Raw genomic sequence first — 26622 nt, 5'->3', positions numbered from 1 at the left:
AATCATCCGCTGCACCGCGAATGCATCGTCGGGCGACTGCCGACATGGTATAAGCACCAACGTGGTAATACGAGGCGAGGGCAGGGTATGAACATCACCGAACAGTCGGTCAACGGCGTCACCGTTCTGCGGGCGGAGGGTCGGATCGACAGCGGCAATGCCGGCGAATTCGAATCGGCTCTGCTGTCGGCCATCGGTGCCGAAGGCACGCGGCTTGTTGTCGATATGGCCCAGCTTTCCTACATCAGTTCAGCCGGGCTTCGCTGCCTGCTGGTCGCCGCCAAGGCGGCCCGGACGAAGCGCGGTTCGATCGCCCTTTCGGCCATGGCGCCGCACATCCGCGAGGTGTTCGACGTCAGCGGCTTCTCGTCCCTGTTCGAGATCCATGCCGACGCGGCTGCGGCGGTCACGGCACTCGGCGGGTGAGGGGATAAGGGGGCGGGCTTCCGCCGGCCGTTGCCGGCTTTTCGATAAGGCGGTTCCCAAAAGGAACCGGGTGCATGATGGGAAGTGCCATTCGGCCCAACATCCTGGTCGTGGAGGATTCTCCGGCCGTCCGTTTGTCCGTCGCCGGCTATCTGGAAGGGCGCGGTTTCGAGGTGACGGAGGCGGAGAACGGACGCGCGGCCATCCGCGCGCTTGACCGCCGCAGCTTCGACCTGATCGTCACCGACGTGCTGATGCCCGAGGTCGACGGCATCGAACTGATCAAGGCCGCGCGCAACGCCCAGCCCGAGGTGAAGATCCTCGCCATGTCCGGCGGGGCGCCCAACATGCCGGCGGGCTATCTCTTGAAGATGACGCGCATGTTCAATGCGGATGAGATCATCTACAAGCCTTTCCTCAATGAAGAGTTGGGGGCCGCGGTTGCCCGTCTGCTCGACCAACCGCTGCCAAATTAAGCAGATCGAGGCGTCTGCCCAATAATGGGGCGCAAAAGAAAACGGCTTCGGTGCATGAAGCGCCGAAGCCGCAAGTGATGCGTGGAACCAACCGCTCTCCGCCACGCAAGCACCGTGCCAGAACCCTCGGGATCGCCGGGGGCCGGCTGCCGAAAATCCGGAACGCCGTTCGATTGCTCCTGTTGTTCGGGGAAGGACGGGCGCGCCCACGCCATTCGTGGGGCGAAGCCCGCAATCCGAGAATCCGGAAATGAGGGAGCCGACCACGATGGCGCAGTATGAGAATCGGTGGCGGGGCGAAGGCCGCGACTGGCGCGACGACGACCGGGAGCCGAACCGGCATCGCGACTGGGGCGAGGGGCCGCAGCGCAGCGGCGTCTATGGCCAGGACGACGACCACCGTCACGAAAGCATGTATCGCCCGCAGGCCCACCGCCACCAGGACGACCAGGGCCGCAGCTACCGCGATGCCGGTTACGGCGGGCGCGTTGGCAACGAATCTGGCAGCTACGGCCGCGAATCCTATTCCGACAGCGACGACCGCCGAGGCGACAATTCCCGCGAGATGGAGCGGGTCTATGACCGCAGCTTCGGCGGCGGCCGTGACATGAGCCGCGGCGGCTACGGCGCCGGCTATGGCGGGCGCTCCGGCAGCAGCGGTTATGGCGGCTATGCCGGGGCCGGCAATGCCGGGACCGAGGGCAACTATACCAGCCGCGACATCGGCAGCGCAGATTACCGCGACCGCGATTACGGTGTGCGCCCCTATGGCGAGACCGACCGGGGCGTGCGTGGCCGCGGCTCGCTCGGCCATGGCGGCCGGGAGTATGGCGAGCGCGACGATCGCAACCGCGATTACGGTTCGCGCGGCCATGGTTTCCAGGGTGGCTATGGCGGCGGCTACGGGGCTGACGACCGCAACCGCTCCTGGGGCGAGGACCGCGGCACCATGTTCCGTGGCGGGGAAAGCCGCCGCGATTATGGCGGCGGCTATGCCGACGACCGGTACGAGCGCCGGGGCGACGACCGTGGCCGGAACCGCGATCGCGGCTTCTGGGAACAGGCCGGCGACGAGATCGCCTCCTGGTTCGGCGACGACGATGCCGAGCGGCGCCGCCACGAGGACGAACGCCGTGCCGCCCAGCATAGAGGCCGGGGCCCGCGCGGCTACAGCCGCTCCGACGATCGGGTGCGCGAGGATGTCAGCGACCGCCTGACCGACGATGCCTATGTCGACGCCTCCGACATCGAGGTGACGGTCAGCGGCGGCGAGGTGACGCTGACCGGCATGGTCCCCGACCGCCACACCAAGCGCCGCGCCGAGGATGTCGCCGAATCGGTGTCCGGCGTCACCCATGTGCAGAACAACCTGCGCGTCCGCAGCCAGACCGGAAGCCAGGGCGGCACCGGCTGGGGCAGCTCCACCGGCGCCGGTGCCTCCGCCATGGCGAGTGCTGGCAGCGGCACCACCTCCGGGTCGATGTCCGGAACCACCGGCGGGCATCAGGGCTCCGACACCGCCACGGGCACCACCACCGGCACCGCCGGCGGGCTGGGCGCCGGCACCAGCGGCGGCCCGGCCGGCGCCTCGGCGGGCACCGGGTCGATGGCCGGCTCCACCACCGGCGTGACCGGCTCCACCGGCACCGGCCGCTCCCCCACCACGCGGAGCTGACCGGCAGGCATCGCATGCTGCCGTAAGGGCGCGAAGACCGGCCTCCCAGGCATCTCCGCCTGGGCGGGTCGGGCTTCGCGCCCGTTTCATTTGGGGGACGGCGCCTGCCGCGGTGACGCCGTCAGTCCCTTGCCGGGCAAGGGTTTTCCACAGATGACGTGGAATTCATTTTTCTTGGAGACTGGTTCCTTGACACTCTAAGGATCTCGACTATCGTCAGTTTTTGAAACCCGTGAGTTCCATTCATGCCTCTTGATGCGGAAGAGATACCTGACTGGCGCGCTCGCCGGCGCGAGGTGATCCTCAACGCCGCGGCGGAGCTGTTTGCCGGCCGCGATTACGCCTCCGTCCAGGTTGAGGAGGTGGCGAAGCGGGCTGGCGTGGGCAAGGCCACGCTCTACCGCTACTTCCCCTCCAAGGAAGAGTTGTATCTGGAATCGCTCGAACGGGCGCTGGGTGGGCTGGAGCACAAGCTGAACGCCGAACTGGCGCCGCAGCAGGTTCCCGCCTCCGTCCGCCTGTCGGCGATGGTCTCCGCCCTGGTCGATACGCTGAGCGAGCAGCTGCAGACGTTGAAGCTTCTGGGCGGCGATCAGTCCGATCTGGCCGACCGCACCCGCCGCATCCTGCGCCGCCGCAGCCAGCGCAGCGCGACGGCCCTGCAGCAGGTCCTGGCGGATGGCATGCAGTCGGGCGAATTCCGCAAGATCGACCTGGAAATCGTTCCGTTGCTGATCATCGGCATGGTCCGTGGCGGGATCATGCAGGTGGGCGACCGCCCGCGCGAGGCGCTGGAGCGCTCCGTCATCGATCTTCTGATGTCCGGCATAACCAACCTGCCCCCCTTCATATAAGCGTTTGCCGGCCACAGGCTCCGGCGTTTGGAGTCCCATCCGATGAGACGGTTTTTCCTGGTCCTGCTGATCGCCGCACTGATCGGCGGCGGCGGGTACTACTGGTATGCCTTCCACAATGCCGGGGCAGGTGGGCATAGCGCGGCGGGCAATGGGCCGAAGGCGCAGGCGCAGGCATCCGCCCGCACCGTGCCGGTGGTGACCCAGACGGTGGCGGTGCAGGCCGTGCCGGAGCAGATCGTCACCATCGGCAGCGTCCAGCCCATCGCCGCCATCGCGATCAAGGCCCGCGTCGACAGCGTGGTGGATACGGTTGCCTTCACCGAGGGACAGGAGGTGAAGGCCGGCGACACGCTGTTCACGCTCGACAGCCGCTCTCTCGACGCCCAGCTGCGTCAGGCCCAGGCCAATCTGGAGCGCGACCGCGCCAATCTGGACAAGGCCAGGGGTGACGTGAAGCGCTATGGCGAACTGGTGCGCACCAGCGCCATCTCCCGCACCACCTACGACGCCGCCGTCGCCACCGCCGACGCGCTGGAAGGGACGGTGAAGGCCGACCTCGCGGCGATCGAGGCGGCGAAGGTGTCGCTCAGCTTCACCCGCATCACCGCGCCGATGGACGGCCGCACCGGCACGATCACCGCCAAGGTCGGCGCCATGGTGCGCGCCGCCGACGCCAACCCGCTGGTCACCCTGACCCAGCTTCGCCCGATCAATGTCTCCTTCAACGTCCCGGAAAAACATCTGCCGGCGATCCGCGCCGCGATGGCTGGCGGTTCGCTTCCGGTCACCGCCACCATCGCCGGCAGCCGCGGTGAGAAGGCGGAGGGTAAGCTGTCCTTCGTCGACAGCCAGGTCGACCAGCAGACCGGCACAATCCTGGTGAAGGGCGAGTTCCCGAACGCCGACACCCGGCTTTGGCCGGGCCAGTTCGTCGACACCGTCCTGACCCTGCGGGTCGAGCAGAACGCCCTGACCATCCCCGATCTGGCGGTGCAGACCGGCCAGAAGGGCCGCTTCGTCTATGTCGTCAAGGCCGACGAGACGGTGGAGGTCCGCCCGGTCACCATCGAGCGCAGCCACGGCGGCCTCAGCGTCGTCGCCTCCGGCCTGCAGGCGGGGGAACGGGTGGTGGTCGACGGCCAGTCGCGCCTGTTCCCCGGCGCGAAGATCAGCGAACGCGCCGGCAAGCCGGCCGCTCCCCCGCCCGGCGAGACGGCCGAGGGAGGGCGGCGGCAGGGCTCCGCCGCCCAGGGTTCCGCCGCCAAGGGTTCCGCTGTCGAGGAGACCGCCGGCACCCGGACGCAGACCGCCGGGGGTGCGACGTGAACCTCTCCGAACTCTGCATCCGCCGTCCGGTGATGACCATCCTCCTGACGGCGGCGCTGGTGCTGGGCGGTTTGGCGGCCTACCGCCAACTGCCCACCGCGGCGTTGCCTCGGGTGGATTTCCCGGTGGTCAGCGTCACCGCCACCCTGCCGGGCGCCTCGCCGGAAACCATGGCGGCGTCGGTCGCCAGCCCGCTGGAGCGCGAGTTCTCCACCATCGCCGGCATCGACACCATCACGTCGAACAGCACGCTCGGCAACACCAGCATCACCATTCAGTTCGTGCTGGAGCGCGACATCGACGCGGCGGCGGCCGACGTGCAAGCGGCGATCGCCCGCACCCAGCGCCGTCTGCCGGCGGAGATGACGACCCCGCCCAGCTACCGCAAGGTCAATCCGGCCGACCAGCCGATCCTGTTCCTGTCGCTGAACTCGCCGACCCTGCCGCTGTCGCAGCTGAACGACATTGCCGAAACGCTGATCCAGCCCAAGGTCGCCACCCTGCCGGGCGTCGCCCAGGTACAGATCTACGGCTCGCAGAAATATGCGGTGCGGGTGCAGGTCAACCCTAACGCCCTGGCCCTGCGCGGCATCGGCATCGACGAGCTGCAGAAGGCGCTGGCCGCTGCCAACGCCAACACCCCGGTCGGGACCCTGACCGGCCAGCAGCAACAGCTGGTGATCGCCGCCAACCCGCAGCTTCCCGATGCCGCCGCCTTTCGCCAGCTGATCGTCGCCTACCGCAACAACGCCCCCGTCCGGCTGGGCGACGTGGCGCAGGTGCTGGACAGCGTGGAGAACGACCGCACCGCCAGTTGGCTGAACGGCACCCGCAGCATCATGCTGGCGGTCCAGCGCCAGCCCGACGCCAACACCGTCGACGTGGTGGACCGTGTGCGCGAACTGGTGCCGGTGTTCCAGGCCCAGCTTCCGGCGTCGACCGCCATCCAAGTGGTCAACGACCGTTCGCAATCGATCCGGCAAGCGGTGGAGGACGTGCAGTTCACGCTCGCCCTCACCATCGTGCTGGTCGTTCTGGTGATCTTCCTGTTCCTGCGCCGGCTGTCGGCGACGCTGATCCCGGCGCTGGCCGTGCCGATCTCGCTGATCGCGACCGCGGGCGGCATGCACCTGCTGGGTTTTTCCGTCGACAACATCTCGCTGATGGCGCTGACGCTTGCTGTCGGACTCGTGGTGGACGACGCCATCGTCATGATGGAGAACATCGTCCGCTATGTCGAAGAGGGGATGAAGCCGTTCGAGGCCGCCATCAAGGGCTCGCGCGAGATCGGCTTCACCATCCTGTCGATCACCCTGTCGCTGGTCGCCGTCTTCATCCCGATCCTGCTGATGGGCGGCGTGGTCGGGCGGCTGTTTCACGAATTCGCCCTGGTCGTCACCATGTCGATCGGCGCATCGGCCTTCGTGTCGCTGACGCTGACGCCGATGATGTGCTCGCGCTTCCTCACCCATGCCCATGACCAGAAGGAGAACTGGTTCGGCCGCACGCTGGAGGCCGGCTTTTCCGCCCTGCTGAATGGCTATGGCCGCACGCTGCGCTGGACCCTGCGGCACCGCCCGCTGATGGGTCTGGTGATGATCGGCACCGTCGTCGGCACCGCGCTGCTCTATCAGGCGATCCCCAAGGGCTTCTTCCCGACCGAGGACATCGGCCAGATCCAGGTGACGACGGAGGCGCGGGCCGACATCGCCTTCCCGTCGATGGCGGAACGGCAGCAGCAGGTCGCCGCGATCATGAAGGCGAACCCCGCGGTGGTGGACGTGATCTCCTCCATCGGCGTCGGCGGCAGCACCGGCAACCAGGGGCGCATGTTCATCACCCTGAAGCCGCGCGACGAGCGTCCCTCGGCGACCGAGGTGATCCAGCAACTCCGTCGGCAGGTCAACGGCATCCCCGGCATGGCCGTCTACATGCAGCCGGTGCAGAACCTGCGCATCGGCGGCCGTTCGTCCAAGAGCCTGTACCAGTACACCATCCAGGGCCTGGACCTGGAAGAGCTGTACCAGTGGTCCGGCCGGCTGGAGCAGGCGCTGCGCGGCATCCCGATCCTGCAGGACGTGACCAGCGACCTTCAGCTCAACAACCCGCAGGCTTATGTCCACATCGACCGCGAGAAGGCGGCGACGCTGGGCATCGGCGTCGATCAGGTGCGCTCGACCCTCTACAGCGCCTTCGGCCAGCGGCAGGTCTCGACCATCTACACCCCCAGCAACGATTATCAGGTGCTGATCGAGCTGGAGCCGAAATACCAGGGCGACGACAGTTCGCTGTCGCGCATCTATGTCCGTTCCGCCACCAGCGGCAAGCTGGTGCCGCTCGACGCCTTCGCGCGGGTGGAGCGCACCGCCGGCCCGCTGGCGGTGGCGCACCAGGGGCAGCTTCCCGCCGTCACCCTGTCCTTCAACCTCGCCCCCGGCGCCTCGCTTGGGCAGGCGGTCGACCTGATCCGCGGGGCGGAGCGCGAGATGGGGCTGCCCGCCACCATCACCACCGGCTTCGCCGGCACCGCGCAGGTGTTCCAGGACGCCCAGTCGGGGCAGGCCCTGCTGCTGGCGGCGGCGGTGCTGGTGATCTACATCGTGCTGGGCGTGCTGTATGAAAGCTTCATCCACCCGCTGACCATCCTGTCGGGCCTGCCCTCGGCGGCCATCGGGGCGCTGGCGACGCTGATTCTGTTCGACACCGAACTCAGCGTCATCGCCATCATCGGCATCCTGATGCTGATCGGAATCGTGAAGAAGAACGCGATCATGATGATCGACTTCGCGGTGGAGGCCCGGCGCAACGGCATGGCGGCCCGCGACGCCATCGAGCAGGCCTGCCTGCTGCGCTTCCGCCCGATCATGATGACCACCATGGCGGCGATCATGGGCACCCTGCCCATCGCCATCGCCCACGGTGCCGCCGCCGAACTGCGCCAGCCCCTGGGCCTCGCCGTGGTCGGCGGGCTGTGCGTGTCGCAGGTGCTGACGCTCTACATCACGCCGTCACTCTACCTCTACATGGAAGATTTCGGCCACTTCGTCGGCAACCTGTTCCGCAGCCGCAAGGCGGACGTGCCCCACGGCCCGATGCCGGCCAGCGGCGACGATTGAGGGGCAACAGGGGGGACGCTTAAACCGCGATCTGCGTGACCATCGGCGTGTTCACCCCGGCATCGGCGCGGCGGTAAGCGTCGATGGCCTCCGACCAGGGTTCGATGGTCAGGCCGCTGCCCATGGCTTCCTGATGGATGCTTTGCGCGACATAGCCGGCATTGGGAAGTGCGTTCAGCGGCACCGGCCCGCCATTGACCGGCCCGGCGTTCTCATCCGCACCGCCGATGGCAAATCCGCCGGTCGAACCGGCCGACGATTTCGCCCGTGTCGCCGTCGAGTCGGCATCGGCGCGCCCGCTGCTCTGCAGGGCGTCGCCGGTCGCCTCGGTGCCGTCCTTGCCGCGTTTGCGTTCCTCCTCACCAGGGATGCGGCGGATCGGCTGGACAGCCGCGGCGTCGCTCGCCAGCATCTGACGCAGCTTCGCGAGTCCCGCGTTGGGCGACGCGCCGGTCGGTGCGGGAAGGGCGGCCAGTCCGGACAAGGGGCGGTTACCTCAGAACTGCCAATGGGAGACGGGGTAGCGATGCAGTGCTCAAGCAGTATCGCTCATCCGGCGATCTTGCACAAACCACCGACGATTCGAAACAGGGTAGTGCGGCAAAGGTTCCGAAATACTTAAAATGCCCCACAAATGTCCCCGGATTGCGACTCCATGGCGCAGAGGAGAACTCGGCAGGAGGGAATGGGGCTGTTACAGTAGCCCGTTCGATAGCGGACCAGCAAAACGATGGATGGCGCGCAGACCTTGCCAGCCCAAATTCCCGACCTACCGACGACCCGTCTCCTTCCTGGTGATGGACCTGGGCCGGAGCCCGTGGCCGGCGAGGATCTCGCCGTGCTGGCTTTGGAGCAGATGGACCAGGGCGTGATGCTGGTCGATGCCGACCTGACGGTGCGCGTCATCAACGGCCGGATGTACGAGATGTTCGAGGTGCCGCGCGGCTACCTGCCCGGCGCCGACTATGCCCGTATCGTCCATTACCTCGCCCAACGCGGCGAATACGGTCCCGGCGACCCCGAGGCCATCGCCGCCCGCCATCTGGATCGTGCGCTCCGCGCCGACCCGCCCCTATACGAGCACCGCCGCCCCAACGGCCGGGTGCTGGAGGTGCGGACCCGCCCGACCTCCGGCGGCGGCTTCGTCCGCACCTACTCCGACGTGACCGAGCGGCGGCGGGCGGAGGACGATCTGGCGACCCAGCGCCACCTGCTGCGCCTGACGCTGGAGAATATGGGGCAGGGCATCGTCCTGCTCGACCGCGACCTGCATTACATCGCCTGGAACAGCAACGCGCTGGACATATTGGGCGTCACCGAGGAGGTGATACGCGCCAACCCGGCGTTGCCCGACCTGGTGCGGCACCAGATCGCCAGCGGCATGGTCGGCCTGCCGTCCGGCGCCCCCGACTTCGGCGACGACCTGGACGCCAAGACCGTATATCTGATGGACCGCATCGGCCGGCCGGAACGGGAGTTCGTCTATGCCCGACCCCAGGGCGACGGCCGCTTCATCGAGGTGCGGGTGGTGCCGCTGCCGGACGGCGGGCAGGTGCGGACTTTCACCGACATCACCGACCGCCTGATCGCCGACGAGGCGCTACGCCAGAGCCGCGAGATCCTGACCGGGGTGATCGACGCCATCCCGGCCCTGATCGACGTGAAGGACCGCGACGGCACGGTGCGCCTGACCAACCGCTACTACCGCGAGACCTATGGCCCCGCCGCCGCCCCGCCGCCCGGCCCATCCACCGACCGCGCCATCGCTCTCGACCGGCTGGTGGTGGACAGTGGCCAGGGCGTTCCCTTCCACGAGGACCGCGCCCCCGACGGCGACGGCGCGATGCGCGACTGGCTGACCACCAAGATGCCGCTGACCGACGATGACGGCGAGGTCACCCACATCGTCACCGTGGCGCTGGACATCACCGCGAGAAAGCGGGCGGAGGCCGAGCTGCGCGACGCCCAGGCCAGCCTGATCCAGGCGGAAAAGCTGTCTTCGCTGGCCCAGCTGGTCGCCGGCGTGGCGCATGAGGTGAACACCCCCATCGGCGTCACCCTGACCGCCATCTCCCATCTGGCGGAGGAGGTCGGCCGCATCCGCACATTGTTCGAGGAGAACCGCATCCGCCGCAGCGATTTCCAGGAATTCCTGGACGTCGCATGGGAATCGACGCGGATGATCCTGTCGAACGTGGAGCGCGCCACCGGCCTGATCCAGAGCTTCAAGCAGGTCGCCTCCGATCAGGCCAGCGGCGAGCGCCGCGCCTTCGACCTTGCCGCCTATGTCGACGAGGTCCTGCTGAGCCTGCGCCCGCGCCTGCGCCGCACGCGGGTGACAGTGGAAGTGGACATCCCCACCGGCCTGATCGTCGACGGCTATCCCGGTTCCTTCGCGCAGGTGCTGTCGAACCTGATCATCAACGCCCTGGTCCACGCCTTTGACGAGGGCGAACCCGGCCGCATCCTGCTGTCCGCCCGCGAGCAGCCGGCCGGCTGGATCGAGATGCATTACGCCGACGATGGCAAGGGCATCCCCACCGACATCCGCTCCCGCATCTTCGACCCGTTCTTCACCACCAAGCGCAGCCTGGGCGCCAGCGGGTTGGGCCTCAGCATCTGTGCCAACATCATGACCGGCACCATGCGCGGCAGCATCGCGCTGGAGGACGGCGAGGGGAAAGGCACGCGCTTCGTGCTGCGGTTTCCGGTGGGAAATTAATGGGTTCTCTTCGCTAAGAGTCCTTTGCATGTCCTATTGAGAGAGATGTGGCGGAGCGTGACGATACACGCGGCCGTATCGACTTCCGGTTTTTCTATGAATGAGCCTTGCCTTCCCCGCAAAGCGATCATCAAGGGAAAGCTCAATTTTTAGAAGAAGCCTTGATAAAGCTCGGTTGAAAATTGTAGTTTCATAGAGCCATCGTTCAAGGGGAGAGCGGTTGGATATGTTTTCAGCCTAGGATTACCGAAACTCGCATTTTGTTTGTTTCCGGAGGGATCAATGTTCACCGCTGAACCGATTGTTTCGAGCGATCAGGATCTCATGGGGCGTCGTCGCTATGTGAACGAAATTTATAAAAGAACAGTCGATCTATGGAATCGTGAGAAACGTACGGTTCGGATTGGAATTACAGGAACACAAGGATGTGGCAAGACTTCATTAATAAATATGTTCAAAGAAAAGGTGATAAAAAGCGCCCCTGAGACGATAGTTATCGACTGCTATTTTGGAATGGATGACAATAGTGCGTCTATTGTGACATCTATTCTTTCATCTATTTCTGGGGGTTTGTCAAGTTATCTTGATAGCAAGCCTGATATCATGGAAAGGATCTATGATCTTCTTGTAGAATTCAAAGGTTCTATATCGTCGGCCGGAAATGCAATTGCAGCGCCAATCGGAGGCGTGATCGTTAATGCGGTAGAGTATAGTGGAAAGTTCATAAAAGATAATAAAAGTAAGAGCGTGAACGAAATAGCTCGTCAGATAAATAATAATCTGGATGATTTGAACAGGCCTGTTATCGTAATTTTTGACGATTTTGATAGACTTTCATACGATAAAATAAAATCTGCTACTGATGCTCTTATTTACATACTTGGGAAAATTAATATTTCGTGTATTATTTCGTACGACGGAATTGCTGTCGAAAGCACAATTCAAAACCACTATACGGACAAGGCCAGAGCCAGAGACTACTATGTATCCTTGATCAATAAGCTTGTCAGTGAGCGAATTGACATCAAAGTCGGTGATCGTTCGGAAATTCAGGAACTCTTTATCAGGGGAATGGAGGGTCTTGCAGACCCGCTCAACCTGCCGGACGAGTGGGGGGCTTCAGAGCGCTTCAGGGCTGTTCTCGGATTGCTCGTTCCTCCCTTCATCGAGACGGCGAGGGACATCATCAGCATACTGAAAGAATATTGGTATCTGCGTTCCCAGATCATGGATGCGGTCGATTGGGTCGATCTTCTCGCCTATTCGGTTGTCACAATGAGAATGTCCTGGTGCTGTGACGTGATTGAAAAAACCATAGACAAACTGGTTGTGGACCCTCGGGCCTGCTCCATACTCAAACTGCAGAGCGATCGGGAAACTGGAGACGCCATTTCCCATATCTTTGGTCAATCTGTTGCCAAGGAAAACGAAAAACAGCTGTTGCGGTTTTTATTTCCACGGATTCAGTTGATAGATCAGCGCATAGATACCGTTGAAAGGCGGCAGGAATTGGAGAATCAAATATCCTCCACGTCAATTTCTTACAGAACTTCTCTTGCACTCGCCTTGGGAAAGGGCAAGCCGCTTGGCGGGTTTGATGACGAATATTTTGAAGAATTCGAATACTTCAATTGGGATAGAAAGAAAGACGAAATATCAAAGGCGTTGAAGTATCATAAAATCGACGATTTTCTTTTCATGATTGGTGGATATATTAGGCGGAAGGATGAGACGAAGAAACTTGAGATAATTTCCAGCATACTCAGATATTGCATTAATGAGGAGATGAAGCCTGTATCGTTTCACGGGCACAGGGGTTGGTTTGTGGACGCTATCACGAGATGGTTTAATGAGGTATCTGTTAACAGAGTGATACCAATAACTTCTGTAGAGAGAATAATAGAAGAGCAAACAAAGAAAGGAAACCTAAATTTTGTTTCTCATTTGATAGAGCGTGATAGAAGAATTTACGATCAGCCAGTTGAAAAGCGGGAGGTGTTGCCAACCCTTCCTCCTGGGATTGCCTCAAGGTACTCCAGGCAAATTTCGTCGATTGCTCGTGAGGGATTAATCGGTCGTGACATTTTTAACCGGCTCTATACAGGATCACCTCTGATGCTTATGGTTAGGGACAATGTCTTTGATGACGAATGCCAGAGATCTGTCAATGAATATATAAATACAGATGGTGGGAGAGATGCTTTCGTTCTTCTGATGTGCGGCGGAAATTTTGATGTGGATGGGTATTATATAAATATGATGATGTCAAACGATGATCTGGATTATTTTGGATTCTTCAGAAATCGTGTGGAAAGTATATGCAGAGATTTTAGCAATAGCAAAAGACATGACTCTGTTTCTTTTGCATATCGAAGGATATATGAGAGAATGAATGAGTATATAGTTAGAAGGTCGTCCGGGATACTTGGTCCTGTGGCGACGCTGTCAGGAATCTAAACGGCTTTTCGTTCCACAAGAACTTTGATGGCTGGCGTGCGTTGCTCCTGTCTCTGTGATTCGGAGACAGGGTAACGACGCATCGCTGCATTTTCCAAACCCTTGCGAATTCGCAATGCCACCCGCACACCACTCCATTAGCCTGCGCTCATATTTCCCATCAAAGCCGCCCGCGCGGCACCGGAATGGAGCACATGCCATGGCCACCCACACCGACCTGAACGCCCCGATCTATGAGCACTTCAACCTGGGCATCTTCGTACTCGGGCTGCTCGCGGCGGCGTTGATGCTGCTGATCCTGCCGATCGGCTTCATCTTCCACCCGAGCATCATCCTCTACGCGGCCCTTCTCGGCACGGCGCTGTTCTTCGTTGCGATCTGGAAGATGACTGCCGGGTCGAAGCGGCCCTGAAAATAGGAAGGCGCTCTCTCCAGCATCACCGGGGAGGGCGCCTTCGCCTCACGTTACTTCACTGAACCACCCGAACCACCTCACTCCGCCGCGATCGGCTGCGGGGCGGCGACCGGGGTGCGGAACGTCTCCAGCAGCTTGGCTTCCTTCGCCTTCGCTGCCGCAACATTGCGGGCCTTCACCGGGCCATAGCCGCGCATCTCCATCGGCAGCGAGGCGATCTCCACCGCCAGAGCCAGCTTCTCGCGGGTCAGGCCGTTCAGCAACTCGCCCACCACCGCCTCGTAATCGGCGATCAGCTGGCGTTCCTGCCGGCGCTCGGCGGTGCGGCCGAACGGGTCCAGCCGGGTGCCGCGCAGGCGCTTGCCCTTGGCCAACAGGCGCAGGGCGTGCAGCATCCATGGGCCGAAGGTCTTCTTCTTCGGTTCGCCGCCGTCCACCTCGGTCTCGCCCATCACCGGCGGGGCCATGTGGAAGGTCAGCTTCCAGTCGCCTTCGAACATGCGCTGGACATTCTCGACGAAGCCGCTGTCGGTGTAGAGGCGCGCCACCTCATACTCGTCCTTGTAGGCCATCAGCTTGAAGTGCGCGCGGGCGACCGCCTCGGTCAGCGCGGTGGAGCCGGGGACCTTCTGCTGCTCCGTCCGGCGGGTCCAGTCGATCAGCGCGTGATAGCGGGCGGCATAGGCGGCGTCCTGGTAGTCCACCAGGAAGCGGTGGCGGCGCTCGATCACCTCCTCCAGGCTGCCGGACTGGCGGCGCTGGTCGAGCAGCAGCGACGGCGTGGTCTGCACCGCGTCCTGCGGCTTCGCGGCGGCTTCCACCGCGGCCAGATCGACGGCGGCGCGGCGGCCCCACTGGAAGGCATCGAGGTTCAGCTTCACCGACACGCCGTTCAGCTCGATCGCCTTGACAATCGACTCCTCGGTCAGCGGGATCAGCCCCTTCTGCCACGCATAGCCCATCAGGAACGGGTTGGCGTAGATGCTGTCGCCCAGCAGCGCGGTGGCCAGCTTCGTCGCGTCGAAGGCATCGACATTGGCGTCGCCGCCGCAGGCCTTGCGGATGTCGCTGACCAGATCGCGCACCGGGATCACCATGTCCGGCTTCTTGATGAAGTCGGCGGTGATGCTGTCATGGGTGTTGATGACGGCGCGGGTGCGGCCGGCGGTCATCTTGGACAGGCCGTCGCCCGCTGCCGCGACGATCAGGTCGCAGCCCAGCACCGCGTCGGCGCCGCCGGCGGCGATGCGGACGGAGTGGATGTCCTCCGGCGTGTTGGCGATGCGGATGTGGCTGGTCACCGCGCCGCCCTTCTGGGCGAGGCCGGTCATGTCGAGCACGCCGACGCCCTTGCCCTCGATGTGGGCGGCCATGCCCAGCAGCGCGCCGATGGTGACGACGCCGGTGCCGCCGACGCCGGTGACATACAGGCTCCAGGTCTTGTCGAAGGCCGGGATGGCGGGGGCAGGCAGGGGGGTGGCGTCGGCCGACTTCGCCTGCGCGGGTTTCGGCTTGCGCAGCTGCCCGCCTTCCACCGTCACGAAGCTGGGGCAGAAACCCTTGGTGCAGGAATAGTCCTTGTTGCAGCTGGACTGGTCGATCTGGCGCTTGCGGCCGAACTCGGTCTCCTGCGGGATCACCGACACGCAGGACGACTTCGCGGAGCAATCGCCGCAGCCTTCGCAGACCAGTTCGTTGATGACCACGCGCTTGGCCGGGTCGACCATCTTGCCGCGCTTGCGGCGGCGGCGCTTCTCGGTGGCGCAGGTCTGGTCATAGATCAGGACGCTGACGCCGGGGACCTCGCGCATTTCCTTCTGCACGCGGTCGAGGTCGTCGCGGTGCTCGACGTTGGCGTATTGCGGCAGGCCGCTGTTGATGCCGTACTTCTCCGGCTCGTCGGAGACGACGGTGATGCGCTGGACGCCCTCCGCCCGCAGGACGTTGGCGATGGACTGCACGGTCAGCGTGCCGTCGAAGGGCTGGCCGCCGGTCATGGCGACCGCGTCGTTGAACAGGATCTTGTAGGTGATGTTCACCTTGGCGGCGATGGCCTGACGGATCGCCAGGATGCCGGAGTGGAAATAGGTGCCGTCGCCCAGGTTGGCGAAGATGTGCTTTTCATCGGTGAAGGCGGCCTGACCGACCCACGGCACGCCTTCGCCGCCCATCTGGGTGAAGGTGTCGGTCGAGCGGTCCAGCCACGTCGCCATGTAATGGCAGCCGATGCCGCCCAGCGCCCGGCTTCCCTCCGGCACGACGGTGGAGGTGTTGTGCGGGCAGCCGGAGCAGAAGGTCGGCTTGCGCACCACGCGGGCGACATGGGCCTTCTGCTTCTCCTGCGCGTCGAGGAAGGCGATGCGGCGGACGAGGTTCTCGTTGTCGATGAAGCGCTGCAGGCGGCGGCCGATCACGACGGCGATCTGCGCCGGGGTCAGCTCGCCGGCGCTGGGAAGGATCCATTCGCCCTGTTCGTCGAACTTGCCGACCACCTTCGGGCGGACGTCGGGGTTCCAGTTGTACAGCTGTTCCTTCAGCTGGTTCTCGATGACCGCGCGCTTCTCCTCGACGACGACGATCTCTTCAAGACCCTCGGCGAAGTGGCGGACGCCATCGCGCTCCAGCGGCCAGGGCATGCCGACCTTGTAGACGGTGATGCCCCAGTCGGCCGCCATCTCCTCGGTGATGCCCAGCTCGTCGAAGGCCTGACGGACGTCGAGATAGCTCTTGCCGGTGGTGACGATGCCGAAGCGCGGACGCGGGCTCTCCATCACCACCTTGTCCAGCTTGTTGGCACGTGCGAACGCCAGGGCGGCGTACAGCTTGTGCTTCATCAGCCGGTGTTCCTGTTCCAGCGGCGGGTCGGGCCAGCGGATGTTCAGGCCGCCCGGCGGCATCGGGAAGTCGGCGGGGATGATCGGGGACACGCGGTGCGGGTCGATATAGACCGAAGCCGAGGTGTCAACCGTCTCCGCGATCGTCTTCATGGCGATCCAGCAGCCGGAAAAGCGGCTCATCTGCCAGCCGATCAGGCCGTAATCCAGGATCTCCTGCACCCCCGACGGGTTCAGCACCGGGATCATGGCGTGCATGTAGGCGTGTTCGGACTGGTGCGGGAAGGTGGAGGATTTGCAGTTGTGGTCGTCGCCGGTCAGCACCAGCACGCCACCGTGCTTCGACGTGCCGGCCGCGTTTGCATGCTTGAACACGTCGCCGGAGCGATCGACGCCGGGGCCCTTGCCGTACCACATGGCGAAGACGCCGTCATACTTGGCGCCCTTGAACATGCCGACCTGCTGGCTGCCCCAGACGGCGGTGGCGCCAAGCTCCTCGTTCACGCCGGGCTGGAACTGGATGTGGTTCTTTTCCAGGAACTTGCGGGCGTTCCACAGATTCTGGTCGAAGCCGCCCAGCGGCGAGCCGCGATAGCCGGAAATGAAGCAGCCGGTGTTCAGCCCGGCGGCGAGATCGCGCTGGCGCTGCATCATCGGCAGGCGCACTAGCGCCTGGGTGCCGGTGAGATAAACGCGCCCCTCTTCGAGCGCGTACTTGTCTTCCAGTGAGACAGTTGCGAGCGCCATTCTTCATTTCCTCCCATCGGTCGGCAACCTGGCAAACTCCTGGACGGAGTGCTGGGGCGCCGATTTGTTCGCTGGGCAAAAAGGTAATGAAGGCTGTCTTATATCGCAACGCCTGTGGCCGGCCGGATCGCAAAAAGCAAGGATCGGCCGGCAACCGGCGGTCTTCCGTAACGGAGCGTATGGAATGCCCTGCCTTGCGGAAATTCCCGCTCCGTTTCCTTCTCGCCCAGAGCCCGTCCAAGCGATATGGGGATGGACTCAGCGGCCGGTGAGGGGGGATTTGCCCGGAGGGGTCGGGCTGCCGCCTTCGGGCCAGGTGCCGAAGTCGCCGTGGCCGCGGGCGGCGAGGGTGCGAACGCTGGCGCGCAACGTGCGGATCAGGCAAAGCGCCACCGCCATCGACTGGGTGCTGCCGTCCGATCCCACCAGCCAGCGCAATGCCGCGGCATGGGCCTGCAGGGCGTCGGTATAGCCCTCGACGTCCGGCTCCACCCAGGTGACGCAGGTGGACAGCGACGCGACGATGGAGGACGCGGCGGAATCGCCGGCAGTGGCGATCTGCAGATCGGACAGGGAGTGGCGCAGCCGGCTGCCGATCGGGTCGGGCCGGTCGATGGCCGCCTCCAGCTTGTCGAGCGCCAACAGCAGCCGTACCCGCTTCGGATCGTCGCTTCGCATGGTGGCGGCGCTGCGATCCGGCGGTACCGCAGATGCGGGGACGGCTGAGGGCGGGAAGGTTGAGGGCGGGGTGGGAGGGGGCAGCTGTGCCGCACCGCTTGCCGCCGGGCGCGGCGCCGCGGGCCGGGGGGAGGGCAGTCCGGCGGCGGAAGCACCACCTTGATCGGCCGGACGCGCACTGTCGCGGCTCGGCTCCGCATTGCCGGTCCGGGCGGCGCCGTCACGGCGGTTCAGCACCGCGTCGATGCGCCGGGCCAGCGTGGCGGCCGGCACCGGCTTGGCCAGCACGGAATCGGCGCCGGCATCCCAGGCGCTGCGCACGGTGGCGAGGTCGGCGTTGGCGGTCAGCACGATGATCGGCATGTTGGGCCGCAGGCTGCCCGGCGACTGACGGATCCATTGGATCAGCTGCGCGCCGCCCACCGGCTCCATCACCCAGTCGGTCACCATCAGGTCGAACACCTCGCGCCGCAGGGCGTCCTTGGCCTCCTGCCCGTTGGCGACCGCGGTGATCTGGCCGACGCCCCAAAGCCCCAGCATGTCCTTCAACGCCCGCTGCAGCAGCGGATTGTCGTCGACAATCAGGATCTTGATGGGGGAGGCGGGGCGCTTCGTCATGGAGTGGTTCCGATGATGCGGCTGTGTCTGTCCCCATATCCGCCTCGCTCCGCTCCTTTTCATGGAGGGGGACGGGTAAGCGACCAATGAGACGCCCGATGCGCCGTTGGGTGGACCGGGTTATCCCCTGAGCCGTTCGAAAGGGTAGCAGGCTGGCGGCTCCACCCCTTTCGATGCGCAGCCATGGATTCGGCGCATATCAGGAAATACTGATGGCGATGGACGCGCCGGCCCCGTGCTCCTATGATTCCCACCATTCTCCTATGGGAAAGGGCGGTGCGATGGATGGCGGATGCGGTGGCGGATCCTGCGGCGGCGGATCTTGCGGCGGAGGGTCATCTCGTCCGTCCGGCGGGCCGGACGACCTGAAGCACACGATGCGGATGGCGATGGTGGTGAACGGGCTGCTCGGCGCCCTGCTGCTCGCCGCCGCCAACGCGACGCAGGCGGTGTCGCTGTGGGCGGCGGCGCTGCTGGTGCTGAACCACGCCGCCGGCCATGCGGTGACCCTGGCCGGAATGGGGCGGCGACCCGACCTGCGCGCCCGGTTGTCGCTGCTGCAGGGGGTGGCGCTGGCCGTCGCCGCCGTGGCCTTGGTGGTGACGGCCGGGCGCAGCATTGCCGGCATGGCGATGCCCGACGTGCCGCTCGCCAGCCTTGCCCTGCTGCTGGCCATCGGCGTGACGGTGGCGAGCGCGACCCTGCTGTTCGCCAACCGGCGCGGCACGCTGACCCTGCGGGCGATCTGGCTGTGTTCGCGCAAGGATGTTCTGCCGCTCGCCGCCGGGCTGGTCGGTCTGGCGGCAAGCTGGCTTCTGCTGGACGGCGCGCCGGATGCGCTGGTCGGCGCCGGCGTGGCGGCGGTTCTGCTGGCCGGCGCCTGGGGGCTGCTGCGCGGCTGGATGGTGGGGGAGGGGAAGTCTGCGCCGATGCGTTAGACCGCCCCCCGACGACGCCGCCCTTACGACCGCTGCCGCAACCGCTCCAGCAGTCCCTTGGTGGCGAAGCCGTCCGGGATTTCCCCGATGGACGCCTGGAACCGCCGCACCGCGTTGCGCGTGTTGGCCCCGACGATGCCGTCCGCCGCGCCCGGCTCCATGCCGAGCGCCCCAAGCCGCTGCTGCAGGTCGATGCGCTCGTCACGGGTCAGCGCCTGTTCCTCGCGCGGCCAGCTGCCGCGGACGCCGGGCTTGCCGGTCATGCGGTCGGCCAGCAATGCAACGGCCAGCGAATAGCTGGTCGACGGGTTGTAGCGCATGATCGCGCGGAAATTGTCACGCACCAGGAACGCCGGCCCGCGATGCCCGGCCAGCACCAGGATCGCCGCGGACCCGTCGCCGTCCAGCTCGCTTCCGTCCAGCGGACGCACGCCCAGCCGGCGCCATTCCGAAAGCGGCTTGGTGATGCTCAGCTCCGCCTGATCGTAGGGGAAGCCGTCGGGCAGCCGCACCTCCTGACCCCAGGACTCGCCCGGCCGCCAGCCGTTGGCGAGCACGAACTTGGCGGTGGAGGCCAGCACGTCGGGCATGCTGCCCCAGATGTCGCGGTGACCGTCGCCGTCCTCGTCCACCGCGTTGCGCAGGAACACGGTCGGCATGAACTGGGTCTGGCCCATGGCCCCGGCCCAGGAGCCGCTCATCCGTTCCGGCGCGATGTCGCCGGACTCGAGGATGCGAAGGGCCGCCAGCAGTTCCGAGCGGAAATAGGCGGCACGGCGGCCTTCGAAGGCCAGCGTCGTCAGCGCGTCGATGACCGAGAAGTTGCCGGTGGACTTGCCGAAATCGGACTCCACCCCCCAGAAGGCGACCAGGATCTCCCCCGGCACGCCGGTGCGGCGGGTGATGCGGGAAAGCAACGCCGCATGCTCCTGCAGCTTCTGCCGGCCGTCCTGGACGCGCTTTTCATTCACGGCGCTGTCCAAATACTGCCACACTTGCCGGGTGAACTCGGGCTGTGCCGAGTCCAGTTCCACCACGCGGTCGGACAGCTTCACCCGCTGGAAGGCGCGGTCGAAGGTCTGCGGTCGGATGCCCTGGCTCAGCGCCTCGGCACGCAGGGCCGCCAGCCATTCGGCGAAGGAGACGGACTGCTGCGCCGCCGCCGGGGCCGGGATGGCGGCAGTCGGCATGCCGGTGGTGGCGGTGCCGGAGACGACCGGGGCGGTGGCGCCGGTGCTCTGGCAGCCGGCCATCAGCAGGGTGGCGAGAAGGAGGCGGGCGGGATGACGGAACGGGACTCGCATGCGCTCGACCGTGATCGGAGGGGGAACCGGGGCGTGACCCTAAGGCTCCCGGCCGCAAGGCTCAACCGACAAATGGACGCCTCCGGGGTGGAACCCCCGATTGCGGGGACGACACGCTTGCAGGGCCGGCGGACCGGTCCATATCAAAATCCAATGCATCGCTTTCGCAATTCCCGTCCGGCGGGGCTCCACCCTTCGGCGATGGTCCCGGGAAGACCGGTTCCCGACAGGGTTGACGGGACGGGAGCGAAATCCGGAACACCGCCTTCCTCAATCGCGTTGAACTGGAGGCGCTTCGATCCGGAAACCGCATCGATCGGGTGCCGCTTCGACGAAGAGGCCGCCTTCTGTCACGGAACGCCAAGGGTGCCGTCGCCATGAAAATCGTGATCTTCGGCTTGACCAACGGGTATCGCCATGATGGCGGGCACAGATCGCGCTGGCGTGCGCTGATCCAGGCGCTGGCGATCCGCGGCCATCGCGTCGTCGCGGTCGAACGCAGCGGCCCGGATGCGCCGACGCCCTGGACGATTCCCGGCGGCGACGTGCTGTCCTACGGCGCCTGGGACGATGTCGCGGTGGAGGCGGCGGCGCAGGCCGACGATGCCGGCGTTGCGCTGGTGGTGGCGCAAGGGCCGGACGCCCGCCATGCCGCCGACCTCGTCCGCCAGTCCAAGGCGCCGCGCCGTGTGCTCTACGATCCCGAAGCGGCGGTCAGCCTGACCGCGCTGGAGGCGGGGGAGAGCGTGGCCCATCTGCCGGCCGACGGGCTGGGCGGCTTCGACATGGTGCTCGCCTCCTGCGGCGGGCCGGCGCTGGACCGCTATCGCGCCAAGGCCGGTGCGGAGTCGGTGGTCCCGCTCTATCCCTGGATCGTTCCGGAGGTGGACAAGCCCGGTGATTTCAAGCGGGAGTATCTGGGCGACCTCTGCTGCATCGTCGGCGGGCCGGACGGCATCCGCGAAGGGCTGGACAATTTCTTCATCAACCCCGCCCAGCGGCTGACCCGCCGTCGCTTCGTGCTGGTCGGCGCCGATTTGCCGGACGGCGTGCCGCGCGCCTCCAACATCCTGACCTTCCCCGATCTCGACCCGGCGCAGCATGCCGACGTGCTCGCTTCGGCCAGCCTGGCGCTGACGCTGGCCCGTGACGACGAGCGCAGGATCGGCTGGTGCCCGTCCGACCGGCTGTTCCTGGCCGCCGCCTGCGGCTCCGCCATCGTCGCCGACCAGTGGGAGGGGCTGGACAGCTTCTTCGAGCCCGGCCGCGAGATCCTGGTGGCCGCCCAGACCGACGACGTCACCACGGCAATGATGCTGCCGCGCAACCACCTGACCGACCTCGGCCGCCGGGCGCGCAAGCGGGTGCTGGCCGAACACAGCGCCGAACGCCGCGTGCAGGAACTGCGCGGCATCCTCGACCTGAAGGGCGGCGGCGACGACTGACGGCGTCATGTTCAACGGGAGTGCACAAGAGCGGGGAGCGGGCTATGGTCCGCTCCCCGTTTCGTTTGCCCCAAATCAGGGAGCCTGTCACCGATGCCGACCGTCACCATCCGCCCTGCCGTCGAAGAGGACTGCTCCACCATCCTGCGCTTCGTCCGCGAACTGGCGGAGTTCGAGCGCGAGGCCGATGCGGTCAAGGCGACCGAGGAGGATTTCCGCCGCGACGGCTGGGGACCGCAGCCGGTGTTCGAGGCGCTGATCGCCGAACTGGACGGCACGCCGGCCGGCTTCGCGCTGACCTTCCGCAACTTCTCCACCTGGGAGGGGCGGCCCGGCCTGTATGTCGAGGACCTCTACGTCACCCCCGACGCGCGGCGCTACGGCGTCGGCCGCAAGTTGCTGGCCGCGGTGGCGCAACGCGCGGTGGAGCGCGGCTACCGTCGCGTCGATCTGAGTGTCCTGGATTGGAACCCGGCGCGGGGCTTCTACGACCGGATCGGGTTCAGCCAGATGAAGGAATGGCTTCCCTACCGCCTGACCGGCGAAGCGCTGGCCAATCTCGCGGCCGAGGGTTTGGCCGGGGAGAAGTAAGGCGGGGGATCAGACGGCGCGGTTCAACGCGGACGCGCCGATGATCTCGGCATAGTCGGCGCGTTCGTTGCGCAAGTTGGCCAGGAGATCGACCAAGCTGTCGCGAACGAAAGCGTCGTCCTGCTCGACGATGGTGTCTTGGGTCAATCGAATGAACTGATCGAGAAGCGCGATATGGGCCACAGAGGACGCGTTGATCTTCTTGGTGTTGACGGCGCCGATCATGTAAATCTCCCTTGGCCTGAGCGTTCCCGATGACTTCATAAAGCCATCGGTCCAGTTAAAGACTTCCTAACAGGACTATGTAGCAGGTGGTATCTTCGGGGGTACTTCCGATCTATGGTCGCGTCGCCTACGACCACTCGGAAGAGTTACCTCGAGCGTCTGGGGTGACGCTCGATACCCTGCAACAATGGGTCACTGCCGGATGTCCCGGCGGGTGGCATGCACTATGACAACACGCACCGCTATGTCTGGTTGCTCAGACCGCCCGAGGGAATTGGAGGGAGGGACTACCAAAGGGTGCAGTCCCGTCAACCCCGTTGGGGATCGGGCCCCCTGAAAATGCCGGCGGCCCGATGTGATCAGGCGGCGCGGCGGGCGGTCATGCGGTCGCGTGCGTCGGCGCGTTCCAGCGCGCGGGCGACCAGATCGTCGAAAATCCCGCCGATGGGCGCATCCAGCACGGCGGCCCGCCCGGCCAGCATCGGGCCTTCCATCAGGACGGATCCTTCCTCCCCCGTGCCGAGAACGCGCCAGCCGCGGCTCTTCATCTCCGAAACGCGCGTCCGGGCAATGAAGGCGCGGATATGGTCGTGTGCCAGATCGTCCATTCTGTTCCCCCTGTCGCTGTCGCCCAATGCTGTCGCCGAAATTTGTCGATGACCGCCCGACTTGCGGCGGCTCAACCGGTCACTCGGAAAAGGGTACGGAAGAACTGCGAACGCAACAAGAACAAATTCGGGGGTGAAGCGAGGATTCCTGCCGAGTCGCCCAAGCTCCCGCTTGGATCGCCCCGAAACGCCCCGTCAATCCGCCCCTTGCCGTCCGTGCCTTCACCGCAAAGATCAGGCGGGGCGGGAGCATTTGCAACCCGCCCCATCCGTGACCAAAAGCGGCGATCAGGAAAGGTCCGACCATGAGCGGTGTCCGCACCGAAACCGACAGCTTCGGCCCCATAGACGTTCCGGCCGACCGTTACTGGGGCGCGCAGACCCAGCGCTCGCTCCAGAATTTCCGCATTGGCGGGGAACGCATGCCGGCCCCGCTGGTGCGTGCGCTGGGCATCCAGAAGCGCGCCGCCGCCGCCGCCAACCTGAAGCTGGGCGTGCTCGATCCCAAACTGGGCGCCGCGATCATGGAGGCGGCGGACGAGGTGATCGACGGCCGGCTGGCCGACCATTTCCCGTTGGTGGTCTGGCAGACCGGCTCCGGCACCCAGTCCAACATGAACGCCAACGAGGTGATCGCCAACCGCGCCATCGAGAAGCTCGGCGGCACCATGGGGTCGAAGACGCCGGTCCACCCCAACGACCATGTCAACATGGGGCAGTCGTCCAACGACAGTTTCCCCACCGCCATGCACATCGCGGCGGCCGACGAGATCGTGCGCAGCCTGATCCCGGCGCTGGAGCATCTGCGCACGGCGCTGGACGCCAAGTCCGATGCCTTCCAGGACATCGTCAAGATCGGCCGCACCCATCTGCAGGATGCCACTCCGCTGACCCTGGGACAGGAGTTCTCCGGCTATGCCGCCCAGGTCTCCTACGGCATCGCGCGGGTGAAGGGCGCGCTGCCGCAGATCTACCGGCTGGCCCAGGGCGGCACGGCGGTCGGCACCGGCCTGAACGCCAAGCCCGGCTTCGCCGAGGCGTTCGCGGAGGAGGTGGCGGCCTTCACCGGCCTTCCCTTCGTCACCGCGGAGAATAAGTTCGAAGCGCTGGCGACCCATGATTCGCTGGTCGACGTGCACGGGCACCTGAACACGCTGGCGGTGTCGCTGATGAAGATCGCCAACGACATCCGCCTCTTGGGCTCCGGCCCGCGGTCGGGCATCGGCGAGTTGTCGCTGCCGGAGAACGAGCCCGGCTCCTCCATCATGCCCGGCAAGGTCAACCCGACCCAGTCGGAGGCGATGACGATGGTCTGCGCCCAGGTGATGGGCAACCACACCACCGTGACGATCGCCGGCGCCACCGGACATTTCGAACTGAATGTGTTCAAGCCGGTGATCGCCTTCAACGTTTTGCAGTCGATCCGTCTGCTGGCCGATGCGGCGAACAGCTTCACCGACAATTGCGTGGTGGGAATCGAGGCCAACCGCGACCGCATCGCCAAGCTGGTGTCGGACAGCCTGATGCTGGTGACGGCGCTCAATCCCCACATCGGCTATGACAATGCGGCGAAGATCGCCAAGAAAGCCCACAAGGAAGGGACAAGTCTAAAGGAGGCCGGACGCGAACTCGGACTCCTGACGGATGAGCAATTCGATCAATGGGTTCGACCCGAACGGATGGTTGGTCCCGGTTAAGCTTGGGGTTAGGGTGGGGTGGTTCCCGGCCGTTCCGGCCTTCCTCTGACCACCCCCATCCCCCACTTGCGGTGCGTGCGTGACGATGAAGAAGCGTTCGGTCCTGATCGCCGGCCACCCCACCAGCGTCTCCCTCGAGGAGGAGTTCTGGGACGCCCTGAAATCGGTCGCCCAGGCCCGCGGTCTGTCGGTGAACGCCCTGATCGAGGAGATCGACCAGACCCGCACCGGCAATCTCTCCAGCGCGATCCGCGTCCATGTCCTGAAGGCGGTGCAGGGGCGCGGAGCCGGGGAGGGGTAAGAGAGTGGTTCGCGGACAGCCGCAATGGACAGCCGTCCGCCACCGGCGTACACGCTTGCTGGCCGTCCGCCTCCCGACGAGATCCCGCCGCCATGCCCGCCGACGTCACCACGCTCGACATCATCGCCTTCGTCTGGTTCGTCGGCTCCTGGGTCGGCTTCACCATCACCCAGGACCATCTGCTGACCGGCCGAAACGTGCTGAACCAGCATCTGCGGATCGTGCGCCGTCACTGGATCGAACGGATGCTGGAGCGGGACAACCGCATCATCGATTCGCAGCTGTTCGGCCACACCATGCACAGCTGCACCTTCTTCGCCTCCACCAACATGCTGGTGCTGGCCGGCCTGATCGGGTCCTTCGGCGCGGCGGAACGGGCACAGCAGTTCGTCTCCGGCCTGTCCTTCGCCGTCCAGACCTCGCCCCAGCTGTTCGAGATCAAGATGCTGCTGATGGTGGTGATCTTCACCTTCGGCTTCTTCAAGTTCACCTGGGCACTGCGCCAGTACAATTACTGCTGCGCCCTGATCGGCTCGGCCCCGATGCCGCCGGTGCCGCCGGAAGACCGCAAGGTCATCGCCCAGTCCATTGGCGAGGCCTTGACCCTGGCGATCACCGCGCTGAACGGCGGTATCCGCGCCTATTACTTCGCCCTGGCCGCCCTGGTCTGGGTCATCGGCCCGATTCCCCTGATCGCGGCGTCCAGCGGCGTTGTTCTGGTTCTTACCCGCCGTCAGGCATTTTCCGCCACCGAGAAGGTCATCCGCGCGCAGACGCAATGGCTGGAGAGAAACGATTCAACCAAGATGAAATAACAATTAAAAAGCCGTCATTTCTCCCGCGTGTGCGACCAAATATCCTCTACCTGATGGCGAGTTGCAGCGTCTAAGGTCGACGCATCCAAGACGGAGCGCCGTACTTCCCGCGCGGCGCAGAGGATATGAGGGCGACGATGGACGCCGATACCGCACTGAGCATCATGGATACCCTGGACCAGGCCGAAGCGCTGCTGCGCCGCGTGCACCTGCGTGACGGATGTGCGGGCGCGAATGCGCTCGCCCATAACCGGCAACTGCTGGACGCCGCCCGCCACCGGTTGGAGCAGGTCCACAGCATCGACGGGATGGGTGACTTCGCTGGAGCGACGGCGCTCGCCTGATCCGGCC

Annotated in this window: 22 protein-coding genes; 16 read left to right on the top strand and 6 right to left on the bottom strand. The window is 65.1% G+C overall.

Annotation, left to right across the window (positions count from 1 at the left end; all coding sequences use genetic code 11):
* Positions 1-87: 87 nt before the first annotated feature.
* The 6 genes from FZ029_RS00495 to FZ029_RS00470 all read left to right on the top strand — a co-directional run bounded on the left by FZ029_RS00495 (position 88) and on the right by FZ029_RS00470 (position 7876).
* Positions 88-426, top strand: coding sequence for an STAS domain-containing protein (locus FZ029_RS00495; protein WP_149267582.1), 339 nt, complete (start codon positions 88-90; stop codon positions 424-426).
* A 74-nt stretch (positions 427-500) separates the two neighbouring features.
* Positions 501-902 (top strand): response regulator, encoded by a 402-nt coding sequence (locus FZ029_RS00490; RefSeq protein ID WP_149198456.1) that lies wholly within the window; start codon positions 501-503, stop codon positions 900-902.
* Between the two features lie 250 nt (positions 903-1152).
* The gene (locus FZ029_RS00485) at positions 1153-2577 is read left to right on the top strand and encodes a BON domain-containing protein (protein WP_247892080.1); all 1425 of its coding nucleotides are present in this window, start codon (positions 1153-1155) and stop codon (positions 2575-2577) included.
* A gap of 245 nt (positions 2578-2822) precedes the next feature.
* The gene (locus FZ029_RS00480; RefSeq protein ID WP_149198457.1) at positions 2823-3431 is read left to right on the top strand and encodes a TetR/AcrR family transcriptional regulator; all 609 of its coding nucleotides are present in this window, start codon (positions 2823-2825) and stop codon (positions 3429-3431) included.
* Between the two features lie 42 nt (positions 3432-3473).
* A complete protein-coding gene (locus tag FZ029_RS00475) occupies positions 3474-4760 on the top strand; it encodes an efflux RND transporter periplasmic adaptor subunit (RefSeq protein ID WP_149267581.1) in 1287 nt (428 codons plus the stop codon).
* Positions 4757-7876 carry an efflux RND transporter permease subunit gene (locus tag FZ029_RS00470; protein ID WP_149267580.1) on the top strand — a complete coding sequence of 1040 codons (3120 nt, stop codon included), beginning with the start codon at positions 4757-4759 and terminating at the stop codon, positions 7874-7876. The genes FZ029_RS00475 and FZ029_RS00470 overlap by 4 nt, the downstream gene beginning before the upstream one ends.
* Before the next feature lie 19 nt (positions 7877-7895).
* On the opposite strand, the gene FZ029_RS00465 is transcribed toward FZ029_RS00470, so the two are convergent.
* A complete protein-coding gene (locus FZ029_RS00465; protein ID WP_149267579.1) occupies positions 7896-8360 on the bottom strand; it encodes a hypothetical protein in 465 nt (154 codons plus the stop codon).
* A gap of 333 nt (positions 8361-8693) precedes the next feature.
* On the opposite strand from FZ029_RS00465, the gene FZ029_RS00460 reads away from it, so the two are divergent.
* The 3 genes from FZ029_RS00460 to FZ029_RS00450 all read left to right on the top strand — a co-directional run bounded on the left by FZ029_RS00460 (position 8694) and on the right by FZ029_RS00450 (position 13467).
* Positions 8694-10598 (top strand): PAS-domain containing protein, encoded by a 1905-nt coding sequence (locus FZ029_RS00460; RefSeq protein ID WP_247892079.1) that lies wholly within the window; start codon positions 8694-8696, stop codon positions 10596-10598.
* Positions 10599-10880: 282 nt separating this feature from the next.
* Positions 10881-13055, top strand: a complete 2175-nt coding sequence (locus FZ029_RS00455; protein WP_149267577.1) for a P-loop NTPase fold protein — start codon at positions 10881-10883, stop codon at positions 13053-13055.
* A gap of 199 nt (positions 13056-13254) precedes the next feature.
* Positions 13255-13467 (top strand): hypothetical protein, encoded by a 213-nt coding sequence (locus tag FZ029_RS00450; protein ID WP_149267576.1) that lies wholly within the window; start codon positions 13255-13257, stop codon positions 13465-13467.
* 80 nt (positions 13468-13547) lie between these two features.
* Here FZ029_RS00450 and FZ029_RS00445 read toward each other — a convergent pair whose 3' ends face one another.
* Together FZ029_RS00445 and FZ029_RS00440 are read right to left on the bottom strand one after the other, a co-directional pair.
* Positions 13548-17051, bottom strand: coding sequence for an indolepyruvate ferredoxin oxidoreductase family protein (locus FZ029_RS00445; protein WP_149267575.1), 3504 nt, complete (start codon positions 17049-17051; stop codon positions 13548-13550).
* A 258-nt stretch (positions 17052-17309) separates the two neighbouring features.
* The gene (locus FZ029_RS00440) at positions 17310-18347 is read right to left on the bottom strand and encodes a response regulator (protein WP_149267574.1); all 1038 of its coding nucleotides are present in this window, start codon (positions 18345-18347) and stop codon (positions 17310-17312) included.
* A 377-nt stretch (positions 18348-18724) separates the two neighbouring features.
* Between FZ029_RS00440 and FZ029_RS00435 the strand changes: the two genes are divergently transcribed.
* Positions 18725-19285 (top strand): hypothetical protein, encoded by a 561-nt coding sequence (locus FZ029_RS00435; RefSeq protein ID WP_246457385.1) that lies wholly within the window; start codon positions 18725-18727, stop codon positions 19283-19285.
* Positions 19286-19308: 23 nt separating this feature from the next.
* On the opposite strand, the gene FZ029_RS00430 is transcribed toward FZ029_RS00435, so the two are convergent.
* A complete protein-coding gene (locus tag FZ029_RS00430; protein ID WP_149267573.1) occupies positions 19309-20589 on the bottom strand; it encodes a lytic murein transglycosylase in 1281 nt (426 codons plus the stop codon).
* 377 nt (positions 20590-20966) lie between these two features.
* Here FZ029_RS00430 and FZ029_RS00425 point away from each other — a divergent pair, with 377 nt between their 5' ends.
* Positions 20967-22034, top strand: coding sequence for a glycosyltransferase (locus FZ029_RS00425; protein ID WP_149198466.1), 1068 nt, complete (start codon positions 20967-20969; stop codon positions 22032-22034).
* A gap of 93 nt (positions 22035-22127) precedes the next feature.
* Positions 22128-22625, top strand: a complete 498-nt coding sequence (locus tag FZ029_RS00420; RefSeq protein ID WP_149267572.1) for a GNAT family N-acetyltransferase — start codon at positions 22128-22130, stop codon at positions 22623-22625.
* Between the two features lie 9 nt (positions 22626-22634).
* On the opposite strand, the gene FZ029_RS00415 is transcribed toward FZ029_RS00420, so the two are convergent.
* Positions 22635-22850, bottom strand: coding sequence for a hypothetical protein (locus FZ029_RS00415; protein WP_149267571.1), 216 nt, complete (start codon positions 22848-22850; stop codon positions 22635-22637).
* A 359-nt stretch (positions 22851-23209) separates the two neighbouring features.
* The gene (locus FZ029_RS00410) at positions 23210-23458 is read right to left on the bottom strand and encodes a hypothetical protein (protein WP_149198469.1); all 249 of its coding nucleotides are present in this window, start codon (positions 23456-23458) and stop codon (positions 23210-23212) included.
* Positions 23459-23763: 305 nt separating this feature from the next.
* On the opposite strand from FZ029_RS00410, the gene fumC reads away from it, so the two are divergent.
* The 4 genes from fumC to FZ029_RS00390 all read left to right on the top strand — a co-directional run bounded on the left by fumC (position 23764) and on the right by FZ029_RS00390 (position 26615).
* A complete protein-coding gene (fumC, locus tag FZ029_RS00405) occupies positions 23764-25155 on the top strand; it encodes a class II fumarate hydratase (protein ID WP_149267570.1) in 1392 nt (463 codons plus the stop codon).
* Positions 25156-25240: 85 nt separating this feature from the next.
* The gene (locus FZ029_RS00400; RefSeq protein ID WP_149198471.1) at positions 25241-25456 is read left to right on the top strand and encodes a ribbon-helix-helix domain-containing protein; all 216 of its coding nucleotides are present in this window, start codon (positions 25241-25243) and stop codon (positions 25454-25456) included.
* Positions 25457-25548: 92 nt separating this feature from the next.
* The gene (locus FZ029_RS00395; RefSeq protein WP_149267569.1) at positions 25549-26271 is read left to right on the top strand and encodes a DUF599 domain-containing protein; all 723 of its coding nucleotides are present in this window, start codon (positions 25549-25551) and stop codon (positions 26269-26271) included.
* Between the two features lie 137 nt (positions 26272-26408).
* On the top strand, positions 26409-26615 hold the full coding sequence (locus FZ029_RS00390) for a hypothetical protein (protein ID WP_149267568.1): 207 nt from the start codon (positions 26409-26411) through the stop codon (positions 26613-26615).
* Positions 26616-26622 lie beyond the last annotated feature (7 nt).

Origin of the sequence: Azospirillum sp. Sh1 (assembly GCF_008365135.1) — a bacterium.
GTDB lineage: Bacteria > Pseudomonadota > Alphaproteobacteria > Azospirillales > Azospirillaceae > Azospirillum > Azospirillum oryzae.
The sequence above is the reverse complement of the archived record's forward strand: the minus strand, read 5'-3'. Positions and strand labels throughout refer to the sequence as shown.